Origin of the sequence: Thermovirga lienii (assembly GCF_036847465.1) — a bacterium.
Taxonomy (GTDB): domain Bacteria; phylum Synergistota; class Synergistia; order Synergistales; family Thermovirgaceae; genus Thermovirga; species Thermovirga lienii.
This window is the reverse complement of sequence record NZ_DAITZW010000004.1, coordinates 19,368-33,521: the sequence shown is the minus strand read 5'-3', so window position 1 is coordinate 33,521 and position 14,154 is coordinate 19,368. Positions and strand designations below refer to the sequence as shown.

At 47.3% G+C, this 14,154-nt stretch carries 16 protein-coding genes; 14 read left to right on the top strand and 2 right to left on the bottom strand.

Going from position 1 to position 14,154, the window contains the following annotated elements:
- The first annotated feature begins 6 nt into the window (after nucleotides 1-6).
- The 5 genes from V7Z69_RS02655 to V7Z69_RS02635 are packed head-to-tail and all read left to right on the top strand — an operon-like array spanning nucleotide 7 to nucleotide 3,679.
- Nucleotides 7-837 carry a CheR family methyltransferase gene (locus V7Z69_RS02655; protein ID WP_334138385.1) on the top strand — a complete coding sequence of 277 codons (831 nt, stop codon included), beginning with the start codon at nucleotides 7-9 and terminating at the stop codon, nucleotides 835-837.
- Nucleotides 834-2,012, top strand: coding sequence for a flagellar biosynthesis protein FlhF (locus tag V7Z69_RS02650; protein ID WP_334138383.1), 1,179 nt, complete (start codon nucleotides 834-836; stop codon nucleotides 2,010-2,012). Before V7Z69_RS02655 ends, V7Z69_RS02650 begins: the two co-directional genes overlap by 4 nt.
- Nucleotides 2,005-2,955 (top strand): P-loop NTPase, encoded by a 951-nt coding sequence (locus tag V7Z69_RS02645; RefSeq protein WP_014162266.1) that lies wholly within the window; start codon nucleotides 2,005-2,007, stop codon nucleotides 2,953-2,955. The genes V7Z69_RS02650 and V7Z69_RS02645 overlap by 8 nt, the downstream gene beginning before the upstream one ends.
- Before the next feature lie 3 nt (nucleotides 2,956-2,958).
- Nucleotides 2,959-3,276, top strand: a complete 318-nt coding sequence (locus V7Z69_RS02640) for a hypothetical protein (protein WP_014162267.1) — start codon at nucleotides 2,959-2,961, stop codon at nucleotides 3,274-3,276.
- 40 nt (nucleotides 3,277-3,316) lie between these two features.
- Nucleotides 3,317-3,679 carry a response regulator gene (locus V7Z69_RS02635; protein WP_014162268.1) on the top strand — a complete coding sequence of 121 codons (363 nt, stop codon included), beginning with the start codon at nucleotides 3,317-3,319 and terminating at the stop codon, nucleotides 3,677-3,679.
- A 13-nt stretch (nucleotides 3,680-3,692) separates the two neighbouring features.
- Here the strand turns inward: V7Z69_RS02635 and V7Z69_RS02630 are convergent, their stop codons facing one another.
- On the bottom strand, nucleotides 3,693-5,015 hold the full coding sequence (locus tag V7Z69_RS02630; protein WP_334138380.1) for an HD-GYP domain-containing protein: 1,323 nt from the start codon (nucleotides 5,013-5,015) through the stop codon (nucleotides 3,693-3,695).
- 164 nt (nucleotides 5,016-5,179) lie between these two features.
- Here V7Z69_RS02630 and V7Z69_RS02625 point away from each other — a divergent pair, with 164 nt between their 5' ends.
- From V7Z69_RS02625 to V7Z69_RS02610, 4 genes are read left to right on the top strand one after another with little or no spacing between them, the layout of a single operon-like run.
- Nucleotides 5,180-5,680: a chemotaxis protein CheX gene (locus V7Z69_RS02625; RefSeq protein WP_334138379.1), complete on the top strand. Its 501-nt coding sequence runs from the start codon at nucleotides 5,180-5,182 to the stop codon at nucleotides 5,678-5,680.
- Nucleotides 5,681-5,727: 47 nt separating this feature from the next.
- Nucleotides 5,728-6,495, top strand: a complete 768-nt coding sequence (fliP, locus tag V7Z69_RS02620) for a flagellar type III secretion system pore protein FliP (RefSeq protein WP_334138378.1) — start codon at nucleotides 5,728-5,730, stop codon at nucleotides 6,493-6,495.
- Nucleotides 6,496-6,509: 14 nt separating this feature from the next.
- Nucleotides 6,510-6,776, top strand: coding sequence for a flagellar biosynthetic protein FliQ (locus V7Z69_RS02615; RefSeq protein WP_014162272.1), 267 nt, complete (start codon nucleotides 6,510-6,512; stop codon nucleotides 6,774-6,776).
- A 13-nt stretch (nucleotides 6,777-6,789) separates the two neighbouring features.
- A complete protein-coding gene (locus V7Z69_RS02610) occupies nucleotides 6,790-7,566 on the top strand; it encodes a flagellar biosynthetic protein FliR (RefSeq protein ID WP_014162273.1) in 777 nt (258 codons plus the stop codon).
- Nucleotides 7,567-7,569: 3 nt separating this feature from the next.
- Here the strand turns inward: V7Z69_RS02610 and V7Z69_RS02605 are convergent, their stop codons facing one another.
- Nucleotides 7,570-8,685 (bottom strand): type 1 periplasmic-binding domain-containing protein, encoded by a 1,116-nt coding sequence (locus V7Z69_RS02605; RefSeq protein WP_334138376.1) that lies wholly within the window; start codon nucleotides 8,683-8,685, stop codon nucleotides 7,570-7,572.
- 132 nt (nucleotides 8,686-8,817) lie between these two features.
- Between V7Z69_RS02605 and V7Z69_RS02600 the strand changes: the two genes are divergently transcribed.
- The 5 genes from V7Z69_RS02600 to V7Z69_RS02580 form a co-directional block, all read left to right on the top strand.
- Nucleotides 8,818-9,288, top strand: a complete 471-nt coding sequence (locus tag V7Z69_RS02600; RefSeq protein WP_014162275.1) for a flagellar basal body-associated FliL family protein — start codon at nucleotides 8,818-8,820, stop codon at nucleotides 9,286-9,288.
- 14 nt (nucleotides 9,289-9,302) lie between these two features.
- The gene (fliM, locus tag V7Z69_RS02595) at nucleotides 9,303-10,283 is read left to right on the top strand and encodes a flagellar motor switch protein FliM (RefSeq protein WP_334138374.1); all 981 of its coding nucleotides are present in this window, start codon (nucleotides 9,303-9,305) and stop codon (nucleotides 10,281-10,283) included.
- 34 nt (nucleotides 10,284-10,317) lie between these two features.
- The gene (locus tag V7Z69_RS02590; RefSeq protein ID WP_334138373.1) at nucleotides 10,318-12,300 is read left to right on the top strand and encodes a methyl-accepting chemotaxis protein; all 1,983 of its coding nucleotides are present in this window, start codon (nucleotides 10,318-10,320) and stop codon (nucleotides 12,298-12,300) included.
- A 41-nt stretch (nucleotides 12,301-12,341) separates the two neighbouring features.
- Nucleotides 12,342-13,763 carry a flagellar filament capping protein FliD gene (fliD, locus tag V7Z69_RS02585; RefSeq protein WP_334138479.1) on the top strand — a complete coding sequence of 474 codons (1,422 nt, stop codon included), beginning with the start codon at nucleotides 12,342-12,344 and terminating at the stop codon, nucleotides 13,761-13,763.
- A 92-nt stretch (nucleotides 13,764-13,855) separates the two neighbouring features.
- Nucleotides 13,856-14,154, top strand: a 299-nt coding sequence (locus V7Z69_RS02580; RefSeq protein WP_334138372.1) for a hypothetical protein, incomplete at its 3' end; no start/stop codon positions are given.

The window sequence follows — 14,154 nt, the reverse complement described above, 5'->3', positions numbered from 1 at the left end:
ACTGTAGTGGAGGAGAAAGTATATCCAGCTGGTGAGGGTTACGACCTTTTCAAGAAAAAGGTAGCTCAGCTTACAGGGATAGATCTTAACATATACAAGTATCAAATTCATCGGAGAGTTCACACTCTCATGAGAAACTGGAACATCTCGTCATACGAGGATTACTATGACCTCATAAAAAAAAATGAGGAAAAAAGAAGAGAGTTTTTGGATTATATAACCATAAATGTGACGGAGTTTTTTAGGAACCCCAACAGGTGGGATTATTTAAGGGACAAGATCTTGCCGGAGCTCAAAGATCTGGCAGGGAATAGGCCCTTGAAGATGATGAGCGCAGGGTGCTCTTCGGGCGAGGAACCTTATTCTTTGGCCATTATGGCCACCGAGTGTAACCTAAAATTTGAGGTCGTGGCGGTTGACGTAGATGAGGGGATTTTAAAGAAAGCCAAAGAAGGGGTTTATAAAGAAGAGCAGCTTATAAACATCAGCAGTTCAGTCAAAAATAAGTATTTTGAGAAACTGGGACCTGACAAATATAGGATAAAGGACGTAATTAAAAGTAACGTAAAGTTCAAGAAACTCAATCTTTTGGAGGACTCTTTACCTAAAGGTTTTCATCTCGTTTTGTGCAGGAACGTTGTCATATATTTTTCCGCAGAGACAAAGGAGAAGCTGTACAGGGATTTCAACAAGATACTGTTAAAGGGCGGCTACCTGATGCTAGGTCCAACGGAGCAGATCTTTGGGTATGAGAACATGGGGTTCAAATATTCGGGGTTTGCGTTCTATAAGAAAGTGGCCGAAGCGGAACAGGTGGTGAAGGTTGAAAATCGATGAGAATAGTTAAGGAAATAGAATTTGAAGCCAAAACGGAAAAGGAAGCATTCGACAAAGTAAGACAGAGGCTGGGAAGTGACGGTGTAATATTGTCAATCCAGACAGTGAAAGTACCTTTTTTCCTGCCCTTTTTGAAGAAAACTAAATTAGTAGTTAGGGCAGGCATAGTGGAGGAGGAAAAGAAACCGTCAGACAGCTCTGTGGATAGGGAGTTGGAGAGAAAGCAGATAGAGGTTTTTAAGGCTCTCTTGGAGTTCAAGGGTAATCTAGGGGGCAAAGAAAAAATAAGGGGCAGGACCCTGGAGGAATTGGCAGAAAATGTGGAGGATGAGGTGGAGATAGCCCTATCTCAACCTTCTTCCGGTTCGAAGGGTGGTAGGGATCCTTTCCCGCCCAAGAAGCAGGAAAGTTCCCTCAGGTTGAAGGAGGTTTTGGAGGGCGAAATTCCCACATCGGTTTTGTCCCATATTTTCGGGGAAGCATTGGAGGAAGATGTGCCTATTTCTCTTTGGATGAATAGAGAGAAGGAAGGCTTCTTCATGAGCAAAGGAGAAGGTTCCCTCATGGAGGCTTTGGGTGGCAGAAAGATCATGATAGTTGGACCCACAGGTGTTGGGAAAACTACAACCATAGCCAAGATAGCGGCATTGGCTATCCAGGAAGGGCTCCCGGTGGTGCTTTTGTCCTCGGACAATTACCGTGTTGCCGCAGTGGAGCAGATAAGGACTTACGCCAGGGTTTTGAACGTGCCTTTGGAAGTGATCAACACTGGCTCCGAGTTGGTGCCTATCTTGAGAAACTATCCTGAAGAGTCGCTGTTCATCATGGATACCGCAGGGCATGGATTCAGGGAGTCTGATCGGTTGTCTCACATAAAGGGTGTTTACGAGCATTTTGTGCCTGATAAGGTGCATATTGCCGTTTCGGCTACCATGAAGTTTCAGGATGTCAAGCTAGCTTTTGAAAGCGTAAGGACTCACGTGGCTATTGATGGAGTCATATTGACAAAGGTAGATGAGACCCAAATGCCGTCCAGTTTACTTTGGGTGCCTAAGTTTATGGGGGTGCCTTTGTCGTTTGTCACCACAGGGCAGAACGTGCCGAGGGACATACATGTGGCTTCTTGTGACTTCGTGACCTCATGTTTCCTGGCGGGGGTGAACAGCGTTGTATGATCAAAATTTATTTCCCCTGTTGGACGGTCCTACGTCGATCCAGGCTAAGGAATTGGAAAGGGCCATGAGGTCATCGACAGCAAGAAGGGATGTTTCCCCCATGAAAGCCAAGTCCATCGCCGTGGTAAGTGGTAAAGGGGGAGTAGGAAAGAGTAATGTAGCCCTGAATTTGGCTTTGCTTCTGGGGGAAAGGTTCAAGACCCCCACAGTCCTGCTGGATGCCGATATAAACATGGCCAATCTGGATGTGCTTTTGGGTCTCAATGTGAGGCTCAATTTGGGACATGTGTTGAGGGAAGAACTTACCTTAAAAGAAATAATACTTCCCATCTCAGAAAGAGTATGGCTTCTTCCTGGGGGCAACGGCATTTCAGGGCTTAAAGAGGTGGATTGGGGATCAAAGAGTGGCCTATTAAAAGATTTATATGTCCTTGACGAAAAGGCAGATGCCATAGTGATCGACACGGGAGCGGGGGTAAACAGGGATGTTTTGTTTTTCGCCATGGCTTCGGATGTGATAGTAATAGTAACAACTCCCGAACCTACGGCCTTGAAGGATGCCTATGGTTTGCTGAAGAGCTTTCTTTTATCCTATGGGAGAGATAAGCTATCCAAGAAGGACCTGTTTTTCGTGGTTAATATGGCGCAAAGCTCGTTGGAGGCTAATGCGGCAGCGGAAAGGCTTATAAAGGTCAGCGATCGTTTTTTAGCGTTGAGTCCGAGGTACTTGGGATATCTTCCCTTTGATCCCAAGGTGGCGAAGGCAGTGAAGGAACGTAGCCCTGTGGTAAAATCGTATCCTAAAAGTTCTATGGCCAGGGCCATGGAACTTATTGTAAGCAACTTGATCACAAAATGTGGCCTAGAGGCTTCTGGAGACTCGAAGGAGCTAGCGGCTTTTGGGGCCTTCCAGAGGTTGTTGCGCAAGTTGAGGGGGGAATAGAGAGTGAATAGTTCGTTGGGTTGTCCCGATAAACTTCCTACAGCCGGCGAGATGGCCACTTGTTTGAGGGATCCCTCCAAGAAAGGGGTCTTGGAGGAGAGGATATCACGGTACTATAAAGCTCTTAGAACGTCTGTGCCCAAGCCACCAAAGGCCGACGCAAGATTGATAAAGGAGTACAGCAAGATAATGGCGGGACTGCGCATGGAGGAAGAGGCGCTTTTTCGCATGCTTGAGGCTTTTGCTTCAGGGGATCCCCAGGGAGTAAAAAGTGCAGCAAAAAAACTCACTAACGAAATCTGGAAGGTCCAGAAAGGATAAAAGAACTAGCGCAAATGAGGGTGTGAGGGAGGTATTTGAAGTGGCAAATATAATGGTAGTTGATGATGCGGCTTTCATGAGAATAATGATGAAGGACATCCTTGAAAAAGGCAATCATACGGTTGTTGCCGAGGCGGAGAACGGAAAGCAAGCCCTTTTGGAGTACGCGAAGACAAAACCCGATTTGGTGACGTTGGATATAACTATGCCAGAACTTGACGGGCTCAATACTCTCCTTGCCCTTAAAAAACTGGATCCCAATGCCAAAGTTGTCATGGTTAGCGCCATGGGGCAGCAAAATATTGTAATTCAGGCCATAAAAGCAGGAGCCAAGGATTTTGTGGTCAAACCCTTCCAGCCTGAAAGGGTTTTGGAGGCGGTTAACAAGGCACTTTCAAGCTGATGGCTAGGGTTAGTTAACTTTTAGCCGGTTGCTCCTCTTTTTCTTTGGATGCAAATAGGAAAGAGAAAGCTTTGTGGAGAATATCGTCAAAAGAGCGCAGGGCGTATAGGTTGGTAGGTTCTTCGGTACCCAAAAGGTCTTTCCCCACCTTGCCGAGGCTAAGAGCGCCTTTGGTTTTATCCGCAAGTCCCATGGGAGAATAGGAGCCCAGAAGGAGGGTATCCTCAGTTGGCAGGCCCATAGGAGGATTTTGGAAGGAGAAGGTTTTTCCTAGGAGATGGGTGTATTTTTCCGTGAAGGTTCCAATGATGCGTACAACGGGATTGTCCTTCTCTTTTTTAGGGATCTCTTCTACCTGTGCAAGGATACCGTCTTTGTAGAGCAGGAAGCATCCGGTGGGGAAGGGTGCTACTGCGTGGCTTAGTGCATCTATGAACCTTTTATCGAATCGTTTGCCTGCACCTTGATAAAGTATCTTCAGCGCATGGTAGGGTAAAGCGGCAACATGGTATGGCCTTTCTGAGACTATGGCGTCGTATATATCGGATATGGTTACTATCCGTACATGGTTAGGGATGGACTCCAAATCTTGGACTCCTTGAGCGCTGTATCCGCTTCCGTCCAGGAAGCGATGATGGTGGGCCACTATAGCTTTGGATGTGGGCATTAGGTTGGGAGTGTCCTTTACCATCTGGTAGCCGAAGGTGACATGCTGCTGCATCAGTTGCCACTCTTCGGGGGATAGCTTCCCGGGTTTGTTTAGCACTTTCAAGGGGATTTTGGTTTTCCCTATGTCGTGGAGTACCGCTCCCATGGCGAGGCTGTTTTTGTCCTCTTCCGTTGGTCTATATATTCCCAGGATCTCAGCAGCTCGTAGAGTAGAAAGAGATATGAGCATCACAGTCCATGAATGTTCGTGGGTATGGTCGTCATGTCCAGACAATAACTGGAGGTTGTCCAGTATTGATGGCTCCGAGGAGAATATGGTTTCTATCAAAGGATGAATGTCGTCTGCCAGTTCCTCCACGGCCTTCTCCTCGAGACGGTCAATATGCCTGGCCTTTTTGAAGAATTGTCCCAGCTTCTGGTGAACGATTGGAGGGATGTTCTTTATGGATTCAGCGGGCTTTATGATGCCCTTGGAGGCCTCTTCGTAAGGGATCTCTATTTTTACGTATTCTATGTAGTCTCTGGCCAAGAGCCTTGTTATGTGGGAAGGGGTGAGCTTTACCCCTTTGCAAAGAAGGGGCCGTCCATGCTTATCGAAGATAGTCTCGCCTATCACTTGTCCTGGTTTTAGATCGGTTACCTTTACGTTGATGATCATATTGGACATGTCGACGACTCCTTTTAGCACATTTTTGAAGATTTCAAAGCTTGAACAACGTTGGGCACATATGTTAATTATATCGGCAAAACGGACGAAAAAAAATATGTGGATATTAAACCCAGCAGTAGTATTATATGGGAAGTAGAAATAAGAGAGAACGAGGTGGCGAAATGAAAGACTTGAAATTGCTTTCGGTCATGGTGCAGGCTTTTGCAGTTTCTACGGTTAAGGTATCTAAAAGTCTAGGCCTTTCCATAAAAGTGGACAAAGGTGCGATAGCTCCAGGTATCAAGTCCAAAACTGCTTGTGCTGCAGCTCTTATCGGAGTTATAGGTGAAGATTTCAAGGGATCAGTGTCTCTGCTAATAGATAATGAAGCCTTTAATTACATAATAAAAGTAATGTCAGGGGGGATGATATCTAATCCCTCCCCTGATGATCCCATTTCCATGAGCGCCTTAGGAGAACTTACCAATATGATATGTGGTTCTGCACTGCAGGAATTGAGTAAGAGCTACAGTAAGCATGTGGATGTAACTCCTCCTCAGATGTTCTCCGGAGAGAACCTAAAGTCCGTTCCCTCCGAGTCTCCGGACATAAAGTACTACACTATCCCCATGTCGTGTGACCCTGAAGGAGGTAGGCTATACTTAGTCTTGGGTTTTAGATAGAGGGATATGATAGAGTCGATCTTGTGAAGGGAACGTCTGCACTCAACATGACTCGTAATAAAAAGATTTTTTGGTTTCTTGTGGGAATATTGGTGTTGCATCTTTTGTGTGGGAAGGCAGCCTTTGCTCAAGAAGTGCAAGGCCCTACTGTACCTTCTGTTTCCTTGAACATCAATGGCAACCAGCAAGACCTGCCTTTAACCATGCAAGTCTTTCTTCTGGTTACTCTTCTCAGTCTCGCGCCAGCGTTGGCCTTGATGGTCACAAGCTTCACCAGAATTTTGGTTGTTCTAGGTTTCCTCAGGAGTGCCATAGGGGTTCAGCAGTTGCCTCCCAACCAGGTGATTGTAACGTTGGCGATATTTTTGACCCTTTTCATAATGCGGCCCGTGTGGGAGGAAGTGTACAAGGAGGCGTACATCCCTCTACAGGAGGGACAGATAACTACGCAGGAAGCCATGGATAGAACTTTGAAGCCTGTTAGGGAGTTTATGCTAAGTCAAACCAAGGAAAAGGAACTTTCCTTGATGATATCCCTTTCCGATTTGGAAAGGCCCAACACGCCCGAAGATGTTCCCACTCTTGTTTTGCTGCCGGCTTTCATGCTCAGCGAACTTAAGACCGCCTTTCAAATGGGAGTGGTGCTTTTCGTTCCTTTTTTGGTCATCGACATGATAGTTTCAAGCGTGCTCATGTCCATGGGCATGATAATGCTGCCGCCCATGTTGGTTTCCTTGCCTTTCAAGGTGCTGTTGTTCGTTCTTGCTGACGGTTGGGACCTCGTGATAGTCAGCCTTGTAAAAAGTTTTAGGTAGGGAGTGCTTTAAAGATGGATGGTTCTTTAGGTTCTCTGTTTAGCAGCGCCCTGTGGACGGCCATAGGTGGAGTGTTACCCATACTTTTGGCTGCCACGTTGGTTGGGTTGGCCATGGGGATTTTGCAGACCGCTACATCCATTCAGGAACAGACTTTGTCCTTTCTCCCCAAGATTTTGGTGGTGCTTTTTGTGTCTCTTTTTTGGGGAACAACGTTGTTCTCCCCGCTTTTGAAGCTTGCATCAGATATATTTGGTAACTTGGAGAGCTTCATAAAATGAGAAGAGGGGTAGGATGCTGGATATAGTTCCTTTTCTCTTGTTCTTGTTTTTGGCCTCCTTGAGGTTCTTGGGGGTCATAAGTTCCCTCATTTTCTTCTCAGATGCCAGTCTGCCCATGATGGTAAGGTACTACTTGTCCCTAGCTATGGCCGTGGCATCTTATCCATCTTTATCTTCAAAGGCTTTGGACGTGTCTATTTTGTCTTCCAGCTTTACCTTTGCTTTCGGGGCCTTGGGAGAGCTTTTGGTGGGCATAATCTTGGGAGTGTTGGCCTCGAGCCCCTTATATGCCTTAAAGATTGCTGGCAGACTGGTAAGCCAGCAAATGGGTTTTGCAATGGCTGAGGTCATGGATCCCATGTCGGAACAGAGGACGTCAGTTATTGGTCAGATGAAATATCTCATAGGTACATGGTTTTGGCTCTACTTTGGGGGGCACCTTTTGGCAACTCAGGGGATAGTGGAGAGCTTGTCCATAATACCTGTGGGAAGCCCTGTCTTTACTTTGATATCGCTCGATGGGATCAGGCTTTGGTTTAAGGAGCTCTTCCTTCTTGCCATGAAGGTGGCATTGCCTTACTTCGGCATTTTGCTCCTTACCGAGATAGGATTGGGGTTCATAGCCAAACTGATTCCCCAGATGAACATCTTCATTTTAGGGTTTCCCGTAAAGATTCTTTTGGGACTTGTGTTTTTGGCGATACTCTCTGTTGCCGTGATAAGGTATCTCATGCCCTTGGAGCTTGATCGCTTCATTGAGATGCTGCCCCTCTTTTGGTCCCATAGATAGGGCTCATTGACGCTTTTCTAATGTTATTTTTCCCTCTAATATCCATTTCCCTCGGCTGCGTTTGAGCAAGCTGAAGGTTTGTTCAAGGGGCAGATGTGTCTTTGATGATACCTCCAGCTCATATCCCAGTACGTTTAGAGCGCCCGTCCTTTCCAGGTTTCTTGCTACATCTAATGGAGTCGAAGTTGGCAGCGATAGAGCTTGGGATAGCCACATAGCAGCCCCATAGGCTTTGATCAATTGCTCGAGGGGAATATGTTCTAATATATCTTGATGGAAGTGTTTTTTTGCCCAGGATAGGGTTTCTTCTGTTGGGAGGGGGTATTGGGTGATAACATGTATCCCTTCTACGGGAGGCGTCTGTTCCCATTCCCAGCCGCTTGTTATAAGGAGGTCCTGCATGCCTTGTTTTTGGACGAAGGTGGTTATCCTTATAATGTTCATGGGGTTCAAGAAAGCTAATATGTTTCCATGGCCGGTAGCCCTTCCTTCCTTTAGCGTGTTTAAGAGATTCGAGTCGTCATTGGGGTTTATTTGGAATGTTCTCACATCTTTTATGCCTTCATTTAAAAGTTTTTTGGCTGCTTCCTTGCTGAGAGCCCTCGAAGTAGCGTCCAATCTCTCGGCGATTAGGCTCCATTTTCGCAGATTTTTTCTTTCTGCCCAAATCCCTAAAGCCTCGAAGCGCGAGGCTTCGTTCCAATTCATGAAGAAAGTATAGGCCCTTTCATGAAGGTTATCCTCCACTGGGCCTCCCCAGGGGAATATGGATGGGATTTCTTCTTCCTCCATTATTTTTGCAAGGGAAGGGAATTGGTGGGTCTTTAGAAGAAAGACGCATGCGGTTGGTTTTTGGGATTTTATCTGTTCCAATATGTTATAGTAAGTTAATGAACCCAGAGGGCTTATGGTTAGTGTGGCTGTGATGAAAGGAACTTTTTCCGTGGGGTCATTTAAAAGAAGCATCAAGGCTTTTGTGGCCATTTGGGTCTTTTGATTGCTCTCTGTAATGAAGAGCACTTTATGACGAGGCCCTTTTTCCGCAAAGGCCGTGGGTGTGTGATGGATAACTATCAAATGCAAGGACAAAACAAGCATAAGAACAAACTTTTTTAACATTCAACGATCTTCCTTTCCTTTACGTTAAGCCACTAATCTAAAGGCTGTATGGCCATCATCCGATTCTTATACTAGTAGTAAAGTATAAGAGATGACGTCTACTTTAAACGCCAAGAGTTAGGGGGGCCTTCGTTGAAAGGCAAAATTAAAAAAATAGCCATTTTTGGGGGCATTATTTTAATTGTAATTGTTGTGGGAGTGGTTGCGGGGCTTTATTTCAGCGGGATAGTAGGCAAAAAACCTGCAGAAAGTCTTGACGTGGTTAAAAACAAAAGTTACCCCGTTTTCGACCTTGGGGAGTTTAGATTGTCCTTGCCGGGCGACCTTTCAGGGGACCTTCTGGCGAGTTTTGAGTTGGTTCTTGAGCTGGAGAACGAAAAGGTCCTGGAGGAGCTGAGCAAAGACGATTACTGGAAGGTGCTCTTCAGGAACGAGGTAATAGCCCAGTGTCTCATGGCTGGTAAGGATAGTTTCAAGAGCGCTGAAGGGCTACTTAGGCTTTTGGAGAGGATAGCTATCCGGTTGAACGAGGTTGCTCCAACCTTTGAGGGCGTTGAGATGCCCATAAGAAGGGTTTTAGTGAAATCCTTTATTACCCAATAGCGGGGGGAGAAAGCTTGGTAGATGTCCTTAATCAGTCCGAGATAGATAAATTGTTGAGTGCTATTGCATCAGGCGAGGCAAATGCCGTAGTTGAGGAGCCTGGGAAAAGTGTTAAGGTCTATGATTTCAAGCGTCCCAGCAAGTTCAATAGGGACCAGATCAGGGCCTTTCAGATGCTCCATGAGGCGTTCGGCAGGTACCTGACGAGCACCTTTTCCGCGATGACCCGCTCAGTGGTCTCCGTAGACATAGCCAATGTGGAGCAAATTCCTTATGAGGAGTTCGTGCGATCAGTGGCTTCGCCCACTACCATAGCCATTCTGGAGGTAAATCCTCTTGGTGGAAAGGCTATCCTAGAGGTAAGTCAGCATTTGGTCTTTGCGTTGATAGAAAGGCTCTTGGGAGGCAAAGGGGCTCCTCCTTCTCACATTAGGGAGTTCACCGATCTGGAGTTTTCCATAGTGGATAAAATTCTTCACAGGGTATTGAAGGAACTGGACGAAAGCTGGAAAACCATTGAAAACAACGTACGCTTTAAGCTTTCGGGAATAGAGAGCAATCCCTTTTTTGTTCAGATAGCTCCCAAGACGGAGATGATGCTTCTTGTGACCATAAGAGTGCAGGTCGGGGTTACCGAAGGGAAAATGAATTTGGGGCTTCCCTATCATACCCTTGAACCCATATTGGATAAGTTCAATCCTCAGGAGTGGTTTTTATCCAAGGACAAGACCTTGTCCGAGGAAGAACGTGACAAATTGAGGGAGAAGATAGAAGGTGTAGAGGTTCCTGTTACAGCCGAACTCTGTAGTGCTGAGCTTACGTTGAGGGAGATCCACGATGTCTCTTTGGGTGATGTTATAAACCTTGGCGTTCCTATATCCCAGCCTGGGGTGGTCAAGGTGGGGGCCATACCTAAGTTCTCGGCTACCTTTGGTAAGACGGAGAAGGGCAACATAGCTGCCAAAGTGCTGGAGATATTTTATGAGGAATATTGAGAAGTAGACAACAATAAAGCGGGGAGGAGAAGGAATGAACATCCGAGGCAAGATGTTACTTTTATTGGTGGGAAGTACTCTTGTGGTGTTTGGGGTCCTTGCTGTTTTGGTGTGGGGCAGCGTCAAGGGCAATATAGAAAGGGACGCAAGGGATTACTCTATGACCATAGTGAAAGAAAAATCTGCCCTTTTGGATATGACATTCCGCTCCGTAGAATCTCAACTTTCTCAGGTAGCGGTGCGAAGCGACGTTCGATCCGGGTTTTGGCAGCTCATGGAAAGGGGACTTCAGGATGCGGCTAAGAATATGGATAATGTAGAGATGCTTCTTTTTGCAAAGCCCGATGGTGAAGCTTACACAACGTTGGGGAAAAAGGCCAACATAAGCGATAGAGATTATTTCCAGCAGATAATAAAAGAAGGAAAGGACTCAGCTTGGAGCGACCCAGTGATAAGCAAGGTAACAGGTTTGCCAGTGATAGTCTATGCCCGCAAGGTGGAGGGAGAAAACGGCAATCTGGTGGGTGTCCTAGGTGCCACCATTTTGCTTGAACATCTTACCAATGAAATAAAAGGTCTCAACTTAGGCGGAAAGGAGTATGGCTTTTTGGTGGGAAGGGACGGCTTAACCTTGGCTCATCCCAAAAAAGAGTTGGTTATGAGCTTCAATGTGCTGGGAGCAGATGGGGCGGGCTACAAAGGTTTTTCGGATTTGGCCTCCAAGATGGTCGCTGGTGAAGAAGGCTCTGGCGTAATAGTGGACCCCCAGGGTAATAGAAGGGTTCTCTTTTTTGCTCCAATAAAAAGTGTAGGATGGTCCTTGGGTGTTGTGATTCCTGAGAAAGAACTCTTTGCTGGCGTTAGGTCTTTGACCATGAAGCTTTCTTTGGTCATGGGGTTGGGCCTTTTGGTTATAGTTGGAGCGATTTTGTACGTTGCAAGCAACATAAGCGGCCGGATAGGAACTTTCGCGGAGAAGCTTTTGCTGGTGGGGCAGGGAGATTTCACCGTAAGGTTCGACTCCGAGGGAAGGGACGAGATAGCTCAGATGGGCGAGACCCTAAACAAGGTGACCGAGGAGCTCAGGGATCTTTTCAAAGGCATAGCGGGAATGGCAGTTGAGACAAGTCAGTCCGCCAATGGTTTGGCTTCCATGGCGGAGGAAATGGGTGCAGCGAGTGAGGAGATGACATCCAAGGCCCAGACGGTGAACGACGAATCCCAGAGCATAGCGGCCACGATAGAGGAGCTTTCCGCTGGTGTGCAGGAAGTGGCTTCCAGTGCCCAGACTCTTTCAGAGTTGGCGCAGGAGCTTTCTTCCTTGTCCAGCGACGTCCAGAAGAGTGCCGAGGAAGGCTATAGTGCCACCGAGGACATAACCAAAGCCGTGGAGGTGGCTCAGGAAAAGACATCTCTGACGGTGGGAGTGGTCAAAGACGTAGCTAACAGGGCTTTGAACATAGGAGATATCCTTGAGCAGATCAACGCTATAGCGGAGCAAACCAACTTGTTGGCTTTGAACGCTGCCATAGAGGCGGCCCGCGCCGGTGAGGCCGGCAGAGGGTTTGCAGTGGTCGCCGAGGAGATCAGGAAACTTGCTGAAAACAGTAAAGAAGCCACGCAGCACATTGGGGCCATTTTGGGCAAAATCAAAGAAGGTGTACAAGGGGCGGTGGAGGCGACCCATAGCACGGCCAAAGCCGTTGAGGAGTCTCAGCTTAATGCTAGAACGGTGAAGGAAAAGCTAAGGGTCATAGTGGAGGGCATAGAGTCCGTCGCCAATAAGATTCAAGACTTGGCGGCTTCCGCGCAGGAGCAGAGTGCGTCAAGCCAGGAGATGGCCAGCATGGTTGGGAATGTGACCGAGGCGGTAAACTCCATAGCCCTCTCCATTAGGGACATGACTCAATCCCTCAAGGAGTTCGCTGATACGGCTCAAGAGGTCAGTGCATCCAGCGAAGAGCTAAACGCCACTGCAGAGCAGATGGAGGAAGAAGTAAAGCGCTTCAAGGTTTGATGATTTTTCTGCCCATTGGGGGGGTGATTTAATTGGCGGATATGCAGGTTACAGGGGTATCTTCTGGAATAGATTGGGGTTCCATAATTGACGAGCTCATAAACAGCAAGCGCGCCATAGAGAACCAGTGGAGGTCAGAGCAGCAAAAGTTAGAGGATAAGGAGAGCCTCTACAAGGAGCTTGCCACATACTTCAAAGATTTAAGGAGCAGTTTGGATCCCCTTAGCAGGGAGGCCACGTTTCTCAATAAGTCCGCCGAGGTAAATGTGGTGAGCGGGCCGGAGGACTTTATATCTGTGGATGCTCAAAGTGATGCGTCCATAGATAGATATGAAATAGAGGTCCTTCAGGTAGCCAAGGAACACCGGGTGGCCTCGGATAGGCAGGATGACCCAGGGGCACCTTTGGGGGTTAGTGGCTCCTTCAGTGTGTCCATTGGATCTTTCAGCGTTACCATAACGGTAGATGCCAATGACAGCCTGTCCGATGTGGAGGCCAAGATAGCAGAGCAGATCTCCAAGGTGTCCGAGGAAAAGGGCGTTGCTTCACCCTTCAAGGCAGAGGTAATAGACAATAGGTTGGTTTTATCCAGTGAAAAGACGGGGGCGGATTACTCAATTACCGTGAGTGACCCCGATGGTGTCCTGAAAGCGATGGGTCTTTTGGACGATACGGGAGCGTACAAGAACGAGCTCCAGGAGGCTTCCAATGCCATGCTCAAGGTGGATGGGCTCACCGTGGAACGCGCAAGTAACACCATAGATGACCTTTTTGATGGAGTGAAATTTGAGGTCAAGTATCAGGGTAAGGCAACCATAGATATAGTGCTCGATGCCGAGGAAGCAGTAAGCAGCGTAAAGAGCATGATCGAGGCTTACAACGCAGCGTTGGACTGGATCAACATAAGAATGACGGAAGAGCCGGTTTCAGATCCCCAATCTGACATAGAGAGACGATGGGGGCTTCTAAGGGGCGATTCCCTCTTATGGGGAGCCAAGCAGAACATGCGCTATATAATCAGCAAACCTAGAAGCTATGAAGACGGCAGCTTGGCCACCTTGGCCTCTTTGGGAATCGAGACGGACTCCAGTGACTATGGAAAAAGTGGAAAGCTTGCCTTTGACGAGAGCAAGTTCATGAAGGCCATGTTGGAGTCTCCGGAGAAGGTCAAGTCGGTCATGAACGCCTTTGCAAAGGAGCTTCAGGCCTACGCCGATGGGATGGTATCTGAGTCATCCCAGAGCGTGGGAGGCACCACCGCCAAGAAGGGAAAGATTCCCAATAAGATCGACCAACTGGAGAGGCAGGCCAGGGCTATATCCCAACGTATAGATGAGCTTGAGGCTCGGTTGGCTATGGAGCAGGCCTCTCTTGAAGCCATGTACGCTGACATGGAGACACGCCTCGCGGAGCTCACTCAGATGACGTTGTACTTGGGTTTTTTGAATTACTACCAGTTCTGAATAGAAAACTTGGCTCTCGGGTATGTAGCTTTGGAACATAAGAGCCGAAAAATAATCTAGAGGGCTTTCAAATCAAGCTGGGCGGTGGTTAGATGAAGGACATCAGCGCTATTTCAAGCCTGTTGAATACGGTTGCTGGCAAGGATGGTTTTGATTCTTGCGCTCTTCATCTTGATGGATCTCAATGCGAGGGGGAAGGGGTATTCTCTGACTTTCTAAAGTTGGTTGAAAACCCAGAGATTGAAGGTGCTCAGCAGAAAGAACAGGCACCAATGGAAAGCATTCTCCAGCTTGATAGATCTCAATGGATGGGGAAAGGTGCCTTCTCTGACCTTTTAAAGTTGGTTGAAAACCCAGAGATTGAAGGTGCTCAGCAGAAAGAACAGGCACC